This is a genomic window from Streptomyces sp. CoH27 (assembly GCF_020181035.1).
In the GTDB taxonomy this organism is placed as follows: Bacteria; Actinomycetota; Actinomycetes; order Streptomycetales; family Streptomycetaceae; genus Streptomyces; species Streptomyces camelliae.
Window position 1 is genome coordinate 200,639 of record NZ_JAIQYY010000002.1, and the last position, 15,077, is coordinate 215,715.

Sequence of the window (15,077 nt, forward strand, 5' to 3'; positions counted from 1 at the left end):
ATCAGGCCAGTCCGGCCGCCAGCCAGGGCCGCTGCCGATGCGTTCAGGTTGTGTTCAGGTTCGCCGCATCCCGTGGCAACAGCTGCACCAGAAGCCCCAAAACAATGGCAAAGGGGGCTGGGGAACGGACAGTTGGCCGTGCGAAGGTGCGGATCATGAGCACAGAGCATGTCCTGACGGACCGGCCGCACGGTCACGCACGCGCGCGCATACGCGAGAGCGCGAACAAGGTGCCGGAGGTCACCGTCTACTTCTGGATCATCAAGGTCCTCACGACCGGCATGGGCGAGACCGCCTCCGACTTCCTGGCCCACACGCTGGGCAATATCCCCGCGGTCGGCCTCGGCGGCCTCGCCTTCGTCGCCTCGCTCGTGCTCCAGTTCTCCGTCCGCCGGTACGTGGCCTGGATCTACTGGACGGCGATCGTCATGGTCAGCGTGTTCGGCACGATGGCCGCCGACGCGCTCCACGTGGTCATCGGCGTCCCGTACACCCTGTCCACCCCGCTCTTCCTCATCGCCCTCGCGGCCGTCTTCGCTTTCTGGTACCGCAGCGAGCGCACGCTGTCCATCCACTCCATCCGCACCCGCCGCCGCGAGTTCTTCTACTGGGCGGCCGTCCTCGCCACCTTCGCCCTGGGCACCGCCGCGGGCGACCTCTCCGCGACCATCGGCCTCGGCTACCTGGGCTCCGTCGCCCTGTTCGCCGCGGCGATCTGCGTCCCCGCTCTCGCCCACCGCATGCGCCTGCTCGGCGCGGTGACCGCCTTCTGGACGGCGTACGTCATCACACGCCCGCTCGGCGCCTCCCTCGCCGACTGGATGGCCCTGCCGGCCAAGCGCGGCGGCCTGGCGTGGGGGCTGGGCCCGGTGACCCTGTCCTGGACGGTGGCGATCGTCGGGTTCGTGGCGTTCCTGGCACTGTCGCGCCGGGACACCGAGCCCACGGTCTGACATACGCCGGCCGGGCCGGGCTCAGCAGGGTGGGCCGGCTCGTCCGTGCGTCAGGCTGACGAAAGGTGCTGGGCGGCCAGGGCTTCACAGACCGCGTCGAGGTGGGACGTCGTGCCCCGGGCCGGGTTGTTGCCGCTGGAGGTGGGCACCACAACGCCGTCGAGCGGGTCATCGGTGCGGGGCTGGTCGAGGGTGAGGACCTCGCCGATCCCGGGTGCCGCCTCGTCGCGGCGGGTCAGCGGGGGAAGCTTCCACCGCTGCTCGATCGTCTTGAGCAATGAGGTGTGGTCCAGCGGTGTCGTACCGTCGACGCGGAACACGGTGCCGGGCTCGATCAGGGGGGAGACCAGTACGGCGGGCACCCGCACTCCGAACCGGGTGAAGTCGAATCCGAATTCCCCTTGCGAGTCGTCGGGAGGGACCGCTCCGGAGGGCGGGGCGACGTGGTCGTAGCATCCGCCGTGCTCGTCATAGGTGACGACCAGCAGGGTCCTGTTCCAGTTCGGCCCGTTGCGCAGTGTGTAGTAGACGTCGTGAATGAGCTGCTCGCCGACGGCGACATCGTAGTTGGGGTGCTGGTCGTTGCCGGTCGTCGGTGACCAGTCGGGCTCAAGGAAGGTGAAACCCCGCGGGAGCGTGCCGGTGCCTGCGGCACGCTTGAAGTCGGCGAAGCTGCCGAAGTGACGCTGGTCGGCTTGCTGGGTGTCGGGGAAGTCGTGTCTGGTCAGCAGCTTGCCGTCGCTGTAGATCGCCCAGTCCACGGAGTTCTTTTCGAGCAGTCCGAAGATACTGGGGGTGTCGAAGGGGATCGGGATGCCGCGCACGTTGTCGTCCATGCGGCCCAGGCTGGTGCCGGCCAGGGCGAAGGCCCGGTTGGGCAGGGTCTCGGTCGGCGCTGAGCTGTACCAGTGATCGCAGACCGCGTAGCCCCGTGCGAGACCGGACAGCACCGGCAGGGCTTCCGGGGTGAAGCAGCCCATGATGTTCTCCGGCTTGGTGCCGGGGTATATCGGGCGGTGCTTCTGGCTGTCGTATTGCAGCGCGTCGGCGAAGCCGGCCACGAACCCGTCCATGGTCGCGGCAGGGGCCGGTACGGCAGGGGTCGGCGTCCCGAACAGCTGGCTGTTGGTCGGCGCATAGCCCTCTCTGGGATCGGCGCCGGGCATGAAGTACGCATCCGGCGTGGTCCGGTCGATCGGGAAGACCGTGACCCTGCCGCTGTCCCCGGGGACGCTCTCCTGCCCCGTCAGACCTTCGAAGGGCTTGCCTGACGGGGTCTGTCTGCCGGAGTAGAGGAACCCCAGCATGTGGTCGAAGGAACGGTTCTCCTCCATCAGGACCACGATGTGGTCGATCTGTCCCAGTCGGGTGTTGTCAGGCATGACACGCCCCCGTCAGGCGATGGTTGAAAGCGGGAGAGCCTGGCGGTTCACCGTCAGCCCGGACGGACATCGCCGTCGCCGACTCCACCGGCTGCGGCGACCCGCCACCGCTCCATGGGCTGAGCCTGGATCTCGCAAGCATCCTGGATCTCGCAGGCATGGCGGCTTCTCCGCATATAGATCAAATATACGAGATTTCCGGGCGTATCACACCCGCTCACCGCGATCGGGGCCGCTTGACGGGCCGTCACACCAGATGAGACCGAACGGCGACCGGGGAGTCGGCGGATCCCTGACCGACGCGTGCGACGCCGCACCGCACGGCGGCGGGACACGGCGACCATCGCCGCCCCGAACGCACGGAAGGCCACCCTCCCACGAGTGAGAGAGCGGCCTCCGACCTGCCAAAAGCTGGTCGGGACGACAGGATTTGAACCTGCGACCCCTTGACCCCCAGTCAAGTGCGCTACCAAGCTGCGCCACGTCCCGATGCCGTTTGACCTGGGATTTCCCCGGTCGAAACGTGCAGAGAAACCATACCGCACTCGGATCGGTGGTCGCGCCCCGCCTTTCGCTGTTGACCTCAAGTTTGGTTGAGGTTGCACGATCGACTGCATGACGATCACAGCAGACTTCGGCCGTACGTACGGCTACGACGACCTGCCGGGGCTGATGGGCCTCATGACCGGCGACGAGAAACACGGACCGGCGGCCACCTCCACGCTCGACGTGCTCTGGGTGCTCTACGACCGGGTGCTGCGGGTGACGCCGGAGCGGCGGGACGATCCGGCCCGGGACCGGTTTCTGCTGAGCAAGGGGCACGGGCCGATGGCGTACTACGCGGTGCTGGCCGCGAAGGGGTTCGTGCCGGTCGACTGGCTGCCCGGCTTCGGGTCGTACGACTCCCCGCTCGGGCACCACCCGGACCGGGTGCTCGTGCCGGGGGCCGAGATCGCCAGCGGGTCGCTCGGGCACGGGCTGCCCATCGCCGTGGGCAGCGCCCTGGGACTGCGGGCGCAGGGGATGCACGACCCGGCGGTCTGGGTCCTGATCGGGGACGCCGAACTGGACGAGGGCAGCAACCACGAGGCGATCGCCTTCGCTGGGCCCGCCGGTCTGGAGCGGCTGCACACGGTCGTGGTCGACAACGCCTCCGCCAGCCATGCGCGGCCCGGCGGTATCGCCGCCCGGTTCGAGGCCGCGGGCTGGTCCGCGGTCACCGTCGACGGGCGCGACCACGAGGCCCTGTACACCGCGTTCACCGCGCCGCATCCCGGGCGGCCGCATGTGGTCGTGGCCCGGGTCGAGCCGAAGACCGCCTGACTCTCCCCCACATTCTTGAAGGGCACCTTTCATGGAAACCATGCGTGACCGTTTCGCCCCCGTTCTCTCCCGGATGCTGGACGAGGATCCGCGCGTCGCGGTCGTCCTCGCCGAGATCGGCAAGGACGGCTTCCGCGAGGCCATGGCCCGGCATCCCGAACGGGTGATCAACGTCGGCATCCGGGAGCAGCTGCTGGTCGGGACGGCCGCCGGGCTGGCGCTCACCGGGCTGCGGCCCGTCGTGCACACCTTCGCCAGCTTCCTCGTGGAGCGGCCCTTCGAGCAGGTCAAGCTGGATCTGGGACACCAGGACGCCGGGGCGGTGCTGGTCAGCGCGGCGGCCTCGTTCGACTGGCCGGCGGGTGGCTACACGCACATGGCGCCGGGCGACGTGGCGCTCCTCGACACCCTGGACGGCTGGACCGTCCATGTGCCCGGACACCCGGACGAGGCCGAGACCCTGCTGCGCCGCGCGGTCGGTGCGGGCGACGACAGGGTGTACGTACGGCTCTCCGTGCAGTCCAACCAGCAGGCGCGGGTGGTCGACGGACGGCACTTCGTGACGGTCCGCGAGGGCCGCTCCGGTGTCGTCGTCGCCGTCGGCCCGCTGCTCGACACGGTCCTCGCCGCCACGGAGGGGCTGGACGTGACCGTGCTGTATGCGACGACCGTGCGGCCGTTCGACACGGCCGGTCTGCGCCGGGCCACCGAGGCGGCGGGCACCGACGTCGTGCTGGTCGAGCCGTACCTCGCGGGCACCTCGACGGCCGCGGCGGCCGAGGCCCTGTCCGACGTACCGCACCGGGTGCTGGGCCTGGGCGTGGGGCGGCGGGAGCTGCGCCGTTACGGGACGGTCGAGGAGCATGTGGCCGCGCACGGGCTGGACGCGCACAGCCTGCGGGAGCGGATCGGTTCGTTCGTGGGGTCGGCGGCGCGGGTGGCTGCCGGGGTGTGACACACGGTGTGCCCTGTGCCGCTGGGCCGCCCCGCCGATGGCGTCCGGCACCGGCGACGGCCGCCCCGGCCACCATCGCCGGTATGCAGGCGCCGGACAGCGATCACTCCCCACAGCCACTCCTGGGCTGTGAACTCCCGCCGGCCCTGGACCAGATCGGCCCGGAAGGCGCGCATCCCACGGCCGTCTACCGTGCGGGCACCCCCCGGGGCACCCCCGGAGCAGCAGGCGCAGGGCGCTGACGGCCTGGGTGGCGGCGTGCGCGGCGACGACGCCGCCGGACGAGACGAGGGCCGACCAGGAGACCCGCGACGGCTGGACCGGCGAGCTGGGCCGCGGACTCGGCGATGCGGATCGCACCGTTCACGCCCCGGATGCCGGCGGCCGGCCGGGGCACCGTACTGGCCACGCCCGGCTGGAAGACCGCACCCGCGCCGCCGTTGACGAAGCCGACGGCGCAGATCTGACACGGCATCACGTGCCCGGTGAAGAACAGGCCGGCGACGAGGGGGCGTCTTGTCGGCGGGAAATGACGGAGCCTTCTGGCCGACCCGAGCGTGCCATGCCCTGCGTCGCCGTCATGATCCAGAAGGGCCCCCGGGCCACGGGCAGCATGGTGTCGCCGGGGCGGGCGACGGCCCGGGCCACGAAGAACAGGGCGGAGTCCCGGGACCGGACGGCCGGGCCACCGGCCTCGGGGCGCCGGATGCGCCGGGCTCCGCCAGTCCCCCTGGTGCCCCCTGGCCCCTGAGTCCCCCGAGCCCCCTCAGTTCCCCGAGTCCCCCCAGCGCCCTGAATTCCCCAAGTCCGGCGCGTGTCCTCGGTAGTTCTGTCGTGCCGTGCGTCGGGCATTTTCACTCCACGGGCGGACGGCCCAACTCGGGGTGGGCGTCGAGGAGTCGGGGCGGGGCGGCCTGGCGCCAGGAGTCGGCGAGGATGTCCCGTAGCTCGTCCTCGTCCTCCAGCGCGGCGAGTCTCGCTCTCACCCAGGCGAACTGTGCCTCGTGGTCGGCGACCCAGAACTTCTCCGGCTCGGCCAGCACCAGTTCGTCGCGCTCCTCCTTGGGGCAGCGCACGGCGATGGACGTCTCCTCCTCGGGCAGGGTCGCGAACATCTTCCCGGCGACCCGGAACGTGGGCATGCTCCAGGCGATCTTCTCCGTGGTGTCCGGCAGGGACAGGGCGATACGGCGTACATCTTCAGCGTCCGGCATGCAACGCACCGTAGCTGCTGGCACTGACAGTCACCCTTCGAGCCGCTTGAAATACAGCGTCGTCGGCCGCAGTTCGCCCGCCGGGCTCAGCGCGTAATCGGGGATGACGCCGGCCCGCGTCCAGCCGGCCGAGCGGTACAGCAGCTCGGCGGGGCTGCCGGTCTCGGTGTCGAGGTGGAGCAAGGTGATGCCGGTCGCGGCGGCCGCCTGCTCGGCGGTGGTGAGGAGACGGCGGCCGAGGCCCTGCCCGCGCGCGGTGCGATGCACCATGAGCTTCACCAGTTCCGCGCGGTGGCGGCTGTTCGGCTTGTCGGGGTAGGCCAGGCTGACGGTGCCGGTGACCCGGCCGGTGGCGTCGACCGCCGCCCACACGGCGAGCCGGCCCGCCGCCGTCGCGTCCGCCCGCTCCCGCCACCAGGCGGCGGCCTCGGTGCGTCCGAGCGGGGCCAGGAAGCCGACGGAGGCGCCGCCGGCCACGGTGTCGGCCAGCAGCTCCGCCAGCTCCCCGGCCCGCTCCCGTACGCGGGTGCCGTCCCAGCGCTCCACGTTCACGGCCGCACCACCGCCAGTACGTAGCGCGTCTCGCCGGATCCGGCGCAGCGGAACCGGGTCGGGCCGAAGACCCGCATCCGCAGGCAGTCCCCGGTGCCGAGGCGGTGGACCTGTTCCCCGTCGGTCACCTCCAGGGCGCCGTCGAGCACCCACAGATGCTGTTCCAGGCCGGTCACGGGCGGGCGGTCGTAGGCGATGTCGGCGCCGGGCGTGAGCCGGCCCTCGACGAGTTCGCCGCGCAGGCCGGGGTGGGGCGGGGAGACGGAGCGCCGGACGAAGCCGGAGGCGCGGTCCTCCCAGAGCCGCTGGTCGGCGGCCCGGACCAGCGGGGCGGGTTCCGCCTCGACCTCGCTGAGCAGCTGGGACATGGTGCGGCCGTAGACGTGGCAGAGCCGGTTCAGCAGGGCGGCGGTGGGGCTGATCTCGGCACGTTCGGCACGCGACAGGGTCGACCGGCTCACTCCGCTGCGCTCCGCCAACTCGCCGAGGGACCAGCCGTGTTGGGCGCGCAGCTCGGCCAGCCGGGTACCGAGCCGGGCGTCGAGCCGGGCGTCGAGGGGATCCTCCGGGCTTCTCATATGCGGGACGCTATCCCGGATACGAGAAGCCCGCGTTACGGAATCCTCACGCCTGCTGCGCGGCCAGCCCCAGCGCGTCCAGCACCGGGCGGATCAGCGGGTGTCCCTCGGCTCCGCGCCGAACGGCGGCGAAGACACGGCGGGTCGGGGCCACGCCGTCGACGGGGCGGACGATCACCCCGGTCAGGTCCATGCCGCTCAGGGCAGAGCGCGGTACGAGGGCCACGCCCGCGCCCGCCGAGGCCAGCGCAACCACGGCGCGGAAGTCGTCGGAGGAGTGCTCCAGACGAGGCTGGAAGCCGGCGCTCTCGCAGGCGAGGACGACCACGTCGTGGCAGGGGTTGCCGGGGTACGGGCCGATCCAGGGGTCTTTGGCCAGCTCGGCGAGGGGGACCTCGGCGAGGTCCGCGAGCCGGTGCCCGACGGGTACGACCGCGTCGAACGGCTCGGCGTAGAGCGGGACATGGGTGAACCGGGGGTCGTCGGCGGGCGGTGCACCCCGGTATTCGACCGCGACCGCCACGTCGACCTGCCGGTCCAGCACCATCGGCAGGCTCGCGTCGCCCTCCGCGTCCTGGACCCGGATCCGGATGCCGGGCGCGGTGTCCGCGAGCCGCGCCACGGCCGGGGCCACGACCTGGGCGATGCCGGTGGCGAAGGCGGCCACGGTGACCGTGCCCGCCTCGCCCGAACCGTACGCCGCGAGCTCCGCCTCGGCCCGCTCCAGCTGGGCCAGGACCGCGTTGGTGTGGCTCAGCAGGATCTCGCCGGCCGGGGTGAGCCGTACGCCCTTGGCACTGCGCTCGACCAGGCGGTGGCCGGTCTCCTGCTCCAGGGCCGTCAGCTGCTGGGAGACCGCGGAGGGGGTGAGATAGAGCGCGGCGGCCGCTGCGGTGACCGTGCGGTGGTCGGCCACCGCACGGAGGATGTGGAGCCGCCGTGCTTCGATCATGTCCTCATTATCCCAAGCTGTCGGCGCTGGTCAGGCCGCCAGCTCCGCGCGGGCGGCGACGAACGCGTCCACCGCGCGGTCGACGTCCGCCGTGGAGTGCGCGGCGGACAGCTGGACGCGGATCCGGGCCTGGCCCTGCGGGACGACCGGGTAGGAGAAGCCGATCACGTACACGCCGCGCTCCAGCAGCAGCTCGGCCATGCGGCCCGCCTTCGCCGCGTCGCCGATCATGACGGGGGCGATGGCGTGGTCGCCGGGGAGGATGTCGAAGCCCTCCTCGGTCATCCGGCGGCGGAACAGGGCGGTGTTCGCCGCGAGCTTCTCCCGCAGGTCCCCCGCCGACTCCAGCAGGTCGAGGACCTTCAGGGAGGCGGCGGCGATCACCGGGGCCAGGGTGTTGGAGAACAGGTACGGCCGGGAGCGCTGGCGCAGCAGGGCGACGATCTCGGCGCGGGCGGCGACATAGCCGCCGGAGGCGCCGCCGAGGGCCTTGCCGAGGGTGCCGGTGATGATGTCGACCCGGTCCATGACGCCGTGCAGCTCGGGGGTGCCGCGGCCGGTGGGGCCGACGAAGCCGACGGCGTGCGAGTCGTCGACCATGACCATCGCGTCGTAGCGGTCGGCGAGGTCGCAGATCTCGCGCAGGGGCGCCACGTAGCCGTCCATGGAGAAGACGCCGTCGGTGACAATCAGACGGCGGCGCGCGTCGGACGCCTCCTTCAACCTGGCTTCCAGGTCCGCCAGATCACGGTTGGCGTAGCGGTAGCGGCGGGCCTTGGACAGGCGGATGCCGTCGATGATGGAGGCGTGATTGAGGGCGTCGGAGATCACCGCGTCCTCCTCGCCGAGCAGGGTCTCGAAGACACCGCCGTTGGCGTCGAAGCAGGAGGAGTACAGGATCGTGTCCTCCTGGCCGAGGAAGGCGGACAGACGCGCCTCCAGCTCCTTGTGCACCTCCTGGGTGCCGCAGATGAAGCGGACGGAGGCCATGCCGTAGCCCCAGCGGTCCAGGGCCTCGTGGGCGGCGGCGATCACCTCGGGGTGGTCGGCGAGGCCGAGGTAGTTGTTGGCGCAGAAGTTGAGGACCTCGCCGGGGCGGCCGCCGGCGGTGACGCCGACGGTCGCGGACTGCGGGGTGCCGATGACCCGCTCGGGCTTGTGCAGACCGGCGGCGCGGATCTCGTCGAGGGTGGCGCGCAGGTCGTCGCGGACGGTGTCGAACATGGGGAAGCTCCTGAAAGTGCGTGCGCAGAAGGGGGGATTACGTCGCTTACGCGGTCCAGTCCAGGATGACCTTGCCGCCCTTGCCGCTCGCGGCGTCGGCGAAGGCCGCCTCGAAGTCGCGGTAGCCGTAGCGGCCGGTGATCACGGGGGCCAGGTCCAGGCCGCCCTCCAGCAGCACCGACATCGCGTACCAGGTCTCGAACATCTCGCGGCCGTAGATGCCCTTGATGGTGATCATCGAGGTGACGATCCGGGACCAGTCGACCGGGAACTCCTGGGCGGGCAGGCCGAGCATGGCGATCCGGCCGCCGTGCGTCATGTTGGCGATCATGTCCCGCATGGCCTCGGGACGGCCGGACATCTCCAGGCCGATGTCGAAGCCCTCGCGCAGGCCCAGTTCGCGCTGGCCGTCGGCGATGGTGGACTGCGCGACGTTCAGCGCGAGGCTCACGCCGATCTTGCGGGCCAGTTCCAGCCGCTCCTCGCTGACGTCGGTGACGACGACGTTGCGGGCGCCGGCGTGCCGGGCCACGGCGGCGGCCATCAGGCCGATCGGTCCGGCGCCGGTGATCAGGACGTCCTCGCCGACCAGCGGGAAGGACAGCGCGGTGTGCACGGCGTTGCCGAACGGATCGAAGATCGCGGCGACGTCGAGGTCGACGGGCACCCGGTGCACCCACACGTTGCTCGCGGGCAGGGCGACGTACTCGGCGAACGCGCCGTCGCGGCCGACGCCGAGGCCGACGGTGGCCCGGCACAGGTGGCGGCGGCCGGCCAGGCAGTTACGGCACTTGCCGCACACCAGATGGCCCTCGCCGCTGACCCGGTCCCCGATGCGGATGTCGGTGACATCCCGGCCGGTCTCGACGACCTGCCCGACGAACTCGTGCCCGACCGTGAGCGGGGTGCGGATCGCCTGCTGCGCCCAGCCGTCCCAGGCCCGGATGTGCAGGTCGGTGCCGCAGATACCGGTCCGCATGACCTTGATCAGTACGTCACCGGGGCCGATCTCGGGCTCCGGTACGTCCGTCAGCCAGAGTCCGGGCTCCGCCTTCTCCTTGACCAGCGCCTTCACGAATGCGGCTCCTGTGCGTGAGATCCCGGCCCGCGGGCACGCCGAAGGAGCCCGCACCGGGTCAGAGGGGTGGAATCACCCTGCAATCTGCCGTATGCGCGGGCCGCGGGTCCATCGAGCTTTTCTTAACCGCCGCCTCAGCTTTCCTTCACGCCTCCGGGGTTTCCCACGCCCCGGTCCGAGTCGGGGGGCAGGGCCGGCGGGTCAGAGGGGTAACCCGTCCTCGGCGCTCCGTTCGAGGCCTACGACGAGGTCGGCGGCGAGCGCCTTGATGGTGTCCAGGCCGTCCCTCCCCCAGACGCGGGGCTCGATGCCGGCCGCGCACACGGTGCCCAGCACCATGCCGGAGCTGTCGATGAGCGGGGCGCCCATGTAGGAGCGGATGCCATAGGCGTCGACGATCGGGTTGCCGGCGAAGCGCGGGTAGTCGCGGACGTCCTCCAGGACCAGCGCCTTGCGGCGGACCACCACATGGGGGCAGAACCCGTGGTCGCGGGGCAGGACCCGGCCGAGCTCGGCGCGGCTGCCGTCCTCCCGGACGACCGGCGCGACGGCGGGGGCGCTCAGCCCGGCGAAGAACTGGTGTTCCTCGCCGATGAAGTTGACCATGGCGTACGGCGCGCCGGTGAGCCGGGCGAGATGGGCGGCGAAGCCGTCGAGCGCGGGATCGGGGCGGTCCACCAGGCCGAGCCGGCGCAGCCGGTGGACACGGGCGGGGGCCTCTCTGTCCTCGGGGGTGAGCAGCAGACCCCGGACCGGCCGGGGCGGCTCGTAGCTCATGGCCGGACTCCGGGCCGTACGCCTGGCCCGGCTTCGGTCCGGGCATCGAGCCGGGCTTCGGTGTTGTAGGTGCAACTCATACAGGGACTCCGTGAACGGTAGGACGGGATCACATATGGGCGCCATGGCTCGGCGCGGTCGCCGGAGCGTGGGCGAGGAGGTGGCGTACGAGGGTGAGCAGCGTCTGCACGCCGGAACTGGAGATCCGCGCGTCGCAGCGGACGACGGGGATCTCGGGGTCGAGGTCGATGGCGGCGCGGACCTCTTCGGGGTCGTAGCGGTAGGAGCCGTCGAACTCGTTGACGGCGACGATGAAGCCGAGCCCGCGCTCCTCGAAGAAGTCCACGGCGGCGAAGCAGTCCTCCAGGCGCCGGGTGTCGGCGAGGATCACCGCGCCGAGCGCACCCTCGGACAGCTCGTCCCACATGAACCAGAACCGCTCCTGCCCCGGCGTGCCGAACAGGTACAGCACATGGTGCGGATCGAGGGTGATCCGGCCGAAGTCCATGGCGACCGTGGTCTCCATCTTGTTCTCGATGCCGTCGAGACTGTCCGTTCCGACGCTGACCGTGGTGAGCAGCTCCTCCGTACTGAGCGGGGCGATCTCGCTGACCGCGCCCACGAAGGTCGTCTTGCCCACCCCGAACCCGCCCGCCACGAGAATCTTCAGCGCGGTCGGGAACGGGTCAGAGCTGTCGTCGTAGTCCATCGAGCACTGCCTCCAGCAGAGACCGGTCAGTGGGTGTGTGGTGGAAGACGGGGGGCTTGGTGGTCAGCACCCCGCAGTCGACGAGGTCCGCGAGCAGCACCTTGGTGACCACCGCGGGCAGCTTCAGATGCGCGGCGACCTCGGCGACCGAGACGGGCGCGCGGCACAGGTCCAGCGCCTGGGCGTGCTCGGGGCCGAGATAGCCGAGCGGGGTGACGCCGGTGGCCATCACCTGCGACATCAGGTCCAGGGCGACGCTGGGCTCGGTCCGTCCGTTGCTGACGGTGAAGGGGCGCACCAGCCGTCCGGCCGCGTCGTCCAGCCAGGGCCCGTCGCCGGCTGCGGTCACGCTCAAGGCCTCGTCGCCGCGGAGTCGACGGGGTGCTGGCGGGGTGCGGTCACCAGGTAGGGGCGGACGCTCTTGACGAGCATCGCCATCTCGTAGCCCAGGACGGCCGCGTCGGCCTCCCGGCCCGCGAGTACGGCGAGACAGGTGCCGGAGCCGGCCGTGGTGACGAACAGCAGGGTCGAGTCGAGTTCGACGACGACCTGGCGGACGTCCCCGCCGTCGCCGAACCGGACGCCGGCGCTGCGGCCGAGGGAGTACAGACCGGACGCCAGGGCCGCCATGTGGTCGGCACTGTCGATGTCGAGGCCGTGCACGGACTTCACCAGCCCGTCGCAGGACAGGAGCACCGCGCTGCTGGTGTGCGGTACGCGCTGCACGAGGCCGCTCAGCAGCCAGTCGAGGTCGGTTGCGTGGGCGGTCGGCGCATCGCTCGCCATGGTGGATCGACTCCTTGGGTACGAAGATCTGCGGGAGCGCGGGCAGGGGAGGCGGAACGGGGTGGTGCACGGTCGTGCGGGGTGGCGCGGGGTGGGTGCGGTGCGGGTGGTCAGTCGGCCGGTGCGCTCCCGTCGGTCCGGCCGGCGCCACGGGCACCGTCGAGTCCGGGCACGAGGCCGCGCCCCTGGGGTATGGGCGTCGGGTCCAGATGCTCCGCCCCGTCCATGGGTACGGGCGCCATGGGTACGGCCGCCGTACTGTCGATGTGTTCAAGGTGTTCCATGTGCTGCTGCGCCTCGGCGAGTCCGATCCCGCGCTGGAAGGCCGCCATCAGTCCCGGATCGTGGCCCGGGACGATGTCTGCGTCCTGGCGGGGTGCGGGGCCGCCGCGCAGCTGGGGCACGATGTGCTCCTGGGCGCGTCGGCGGGGCAGTTGGGGCTTGCCCATGGTGCCGCGCACGGTGCCGGCGCGCGGGGTGGGCAGGATGCCGGCGTGCGCCTCGACGGCCGGCCGGTCCCCGGCGCCGATGCCGGGCACGGCCGCGGCGGGGGTGGGCCGGTCCTGCCGGGCACCGCGTACGGGAAGGGGCGCCGGTACGCCACCACCGTGCCGGTCGGGCGGTCCCTCGCCGCCGGTCTGCCCCGAGCCGGCCTCGGCACCGGACCGCCCGTAACCACCGGGCACTGAATCATTGACCGCTGAACCGCCGGTCACTGATCCACTGACCGCTGAACCGCCGGTCATGGAACCGCTGTCCCCGGATCCGGAACCGGAGCCGGAGCCGGTACTGGTCTCGGCACCGTGCCGCCCGGTCCCGCGCTGGGCGTGCCGCCGCCGTCCGGTGCCCGCAGCCTGTCCGGCACCGGTCTGTCCGGCGCCGGCCTGCGCGGCGGGGGTCCCGTCCCCCGACCAGCCGCCTGTCACCTGCGAGGACCCCGGCCCGGCAGCCGGTGTCCGGGTCTGCACCTGTACCTGTACCTGTGCCTGTGCCTGCACCGCCGCCTGCGCGTGCGGCCCGTGACCCTGCGGTCCCGTCTGCGGCGACGCACCGGTGCCGGCCGCCTCCTGGGGCTGTGCCGTGCCCAACAACGCCTGCGGGACGACGAGTACGGCCTGGACACCGCCGTAGATGTTGGTCTGCAACCGTACGTGGATGCCGTGCCGGCGGGCGAGCTGGGAGACGACGTAGAGCCCGATGCGGCCGTCGGCCAGCAGGCTGGCGACGTTGACCTGGTCGGGGTCGGCGAGCAGGGCGTTCATCCGGTTCTGTTCGCCGACGGGCATGCCGAGTCCGCGGTCCTCGACCTCCACGGCGAGCCCCGAGGTGACGAGGCCCGCGCGCAGCAGCACCTGGGTGTGCGGGGCGGAGAACACCGAGGCGTTCTCGATGAGTTCGGCGAGCAGATGGATGACGTCGGCGACGGCGTGGCCGCGCAGTTCGCCGGCGATCGGCGGCACCAGCTTCACCCGGGAGTACTGCTCGACCTCCGCGATGGCGGAGCGCAGCACCTCGGTCATGCTCACCGGGTTGCTCCACTGCCGCCGGGAGACGGCGCCGCCGAGCACGGCGAGGTTCTCCGCGTGCCGCCGGATCCGGGTGGCCAGGTGGTCCACGTGGAACAGGCCCTTGAGCAGGTCGGGGTCCTCGATCTCGTTCTCCAGCTCGTCGAGGATCGAGATCTCCCGGTGCACGAGGGACTGCAGCCGGCGCGCGAGGTTGACGAAGACCTCCAGCTTCTGCTCGCTGCCCGTGTGGCTGGAGAGCTGGGCGGCGAGCAGTTCGAGTTCGTCGGCGTCCGCGGGCGGCCGGCGCGGCGGGGTGCGCTGCGGCGGGGTCGCACCCTGGCGCAGCGTGTCCACGAGGGCGTGCAGGTCGGCCTCGCCGCGCGCGGCGGTACGGCGCAGCGCGTCGACGCGGTCGGCGACCGAGCGGGCGGCGCGGTCGGCGGCCACGGCGGCGATGAGGATGCCGGCGATCGTCACGGCGACCGCGCCGGCGAGCACCGCCCACAGGACGGGACCCGTGCGGGCGCCGGTGGAGCGGATGCTGAACAGGACCGCGGCGGTGGCGCTGAGCGCGACCGCGAGGGGCGGCAGTACGGCGAGCCGCATGAGCTGGGGCCGTATGTGCGTCTCGGGCAGTGCGGGAGTCGTTCGGGCGACCGGCCGCCCGTGCCGGCCGCCCTCCCGGCGGTCGGCGCGCGTGGCCGGTGCTCGGAGGTGAGACATCGCTTGCGTCCTCGTACTGGTCCGTGGTGCCTGCTCTCGCTGGGTGCGCGAGGCGGGCATGCGTCATCGCGTCGGCCGGCGGAACCGGGGACTCCGGCCCCCCGTCGCCGACGGACACTCACAGTAGTTGCCTGAGCATCATGTGCGGTGGGCAGTTGACAAAGTCCCCCGAGGAGCGTCCCGCTCTGGTATGAAGCCTCGTACGACAGACCGATAACCGGCCGGGGCCGCCCGACGGCAAGGGTGGCGCCCCCTCGCCCGGTTACGGAGAGTTTTGGTTTTGGCCTTGGTTCTGTGAATCGACCGGGCCGTCACAGGCGCTGCGTGCGCTCGCGCACGCGCGGCACACGACAACGGCCGCCG

Annotated in this window: 15 protein-coding genes and 1 tRNA gene; 3 read left to right on the top strand and 13 right to left on the bottom strand. The window is 71.8% G+C overall.

The genetic code is table 11. From position 1 onward, the window contains the following. The first annotated feature begins 155 nt into the window (after positions 1-155). Entirely contained in the window at positions 156-953 is a 798-nt protein-coding gene (locus tag LE548_RS03715) for a hypothetical protein (protein ID WP_225095150.1), read from the top strand. Between the two features lie 50 nt (positions 954-1,003). Here LE548_RS03715 and LE548_RS03720 read toward each other — a convergent pair whose 3' ends face one another. Continuing rightward, the gene (locus LE548_RS03720) at positions 1,004-2,335 is read right to left on the bottom strand and encodes an alkaline phosphatase family protein (protein ID WP_225095151.1); all 1,332 of its coding nucleotides are present in this window, start codon (positions 2,333-2,335) and stop codon (positions 1,004-1,006) included. 412 nt (positions 2,336-2,747) lie between these two features. Beyond that, positions 2,748-2,824 (bottom strand) — tRNA-Pro (locus tag LE548_RS03725). A 126-nt stretch (positions 2,825-2,950) separates the two neighbouring features. Between LE548_RS03725 and LE548_RS03730 the strand changes: the two genes are divergently transcribed. After that, entirely contained in the window at positions 2,951-3,658 is a 708-nt protein-coding gene (locus LE548_RS03730) for a transketolase (RefSeq protein ID WP_225095152.1), read from the top strand. 31 nt (positions 3,659-3,689) lie between these two features. Beyond that, on the top strand, positions 3,690-4,613 hold the full coding sequence (locus LE548_RS03735; protein ID WP_225095153.1) for a transketolase family protein: 924 nt from the start codon (positions 3,690-3,692) through the stop codon (positions 4,611-4,613). An 854-nt stretch (positions 4,614-5,467) separates the two neighbouring features. On the opposite strand, the gene LE548_RS03745 is transcribed toward LE548_RS03735, so the two are convergent. The 11 genes from LE548_RS03745 to LE548_RS03795 form a co-directional block, all read right to left on the bottom strand. After that, entirely contained in the window at positions 5,468-5,827 is a 360-nt protein-coding gene (locus LE548_RS03745; RefSeq protein WP_225095154.1) for an MmcQ/YjbR family DNA-binding protein, read from the bottom strand. A gap of 30 nt (positions 5,828-5,857) precedes the next feature. Further along, positions 5,858-6,379 carry a GNAT family N-acetyltransferase gene (locus LE548_RS03750; RefSeq protein ID WP_225095155.1) on the bottom strand — a complete coding sequence of 174 codons (522 nt, stop codon included), beginning with the start codon at positions 6,377-6,379 and terminating at the stop codon, positions 5,858-5,860. Continuing rightward, positions 6,376-6,957 (bottom strand): helix-turn-helix domain-containing protein, encoded by a 582-nt coding sequence (locus LE548_RS03755; protein WP_225095156.1) that lies wholly within the window; start codon positions 6,955-6,957, stop codon positions 6,376-6,378. The genes LE548_RS03750 and LE548_RS03755 overlap by 4 nt, the downstream gene beginning before the upstream one ends. Positions 6,958-7,003: 46 nt before the next feature. Then, positions 7,004-7,909, bottom strand: coding sequence for a LysR family transcriptional regulator (locus LE548_RS03760; RefSeq protein ID WP_225095157.1), 906 nt, complete (start codon positions 7,907-7,909; stop codon positions 7,004-7,006). 30 nt (positions 7,910-7,939) lie between these two features. After that, positions 7,940-9,133 carry a glycine C-acetyltransferase gene (locus LE548_RS03765; protein ID WP_225095158.1) on the bottom strand — a complete coding sequence of 398 codons (1,194 nt, stop codon included), beginning with the start codon at positions 9,131-9,133 and terminating at the stop codon, positions 7,940-7,942. A gap of 46 nt (positions 9,134-9,179) precedes the next feature. Beyond that, positions 9,180-10,208 carry an L-threonine 3-dehydrogenase gene (gene tdh / locus LE548_RS03770; protein WP_225095159.1) on the bottom strand — a complete coding sequence of 343 codons (1,029 nt, stop codon included), beginning with the start codon at positions 10,206-10,208 and terminating at the stop codon, positions 9,180-9,182. 204 nt (positions 10,209-10,412) lie between these two features. Then, positions 10,413-10,988 carry a GAF domain-containing protein gene (locus LE548_RS03775; protein ID WP_225095160.1) on the bottom strand — a complete coding sequence of 192 codons (576 nt, stop codon included), beginning with the start codon at positions 10,986-10,988 and terminating at the stop codon, positions 10,413-10,415. A gap of 109 nt (positions 10,989-11,097) precedes the next feature. Then, positions 11,098-11,697, bottom strand: a complete 600-nt coding sequence (locus LE548_RS03780; protein WP_225095161.1) for an ATP/GTP-binding protein — start codon at positions 11,695-11,697, stop codon at positions 11,098-11,100. Further along, positions 11,675-12,046 carry a DUF742 domain-containing protein gene (locus LE548_RS03785; protein WP_225095162.1) on the bottom strand — a complete coding sequence of 124 codons (372 nt, stop codon included), beginning with the start codon at positions 12,044-12,046 and terminating at the stop codon, positions 11,675-11,677. Before LE548_RS03785 ends, LE548_RS03780 begins: the two co-directional genes overlap by 23 nt. A 2-nt stretch (positions 12,047-12,048) precedes the next feature. Continuing rightward, positions 12,049-12,483 (bottom strand): roadblock/LC7 domain-containing protein, encoded by a 435-nt coding sequence (locus tag LE548_RS03790; RefSeq protein WP_225095163.1) that lies wholly within the window; start codon positions 12,481-12,483, stop codon positions 12,049-12,051. Between the two features lie 110 nt (positions 12,484-12,593). Beyond that, a complete protein-coding gene (locus tag LE548_RS03795) occupies positions 12,594-14,714 on the bottom strand; it encodes an ATP-binding protein (protein ID WP_225095164.1) in 2,121 nt (706 codons plus the stop codon). Positions 14,715-15,077: the final 363 nt, after the last annotated feature.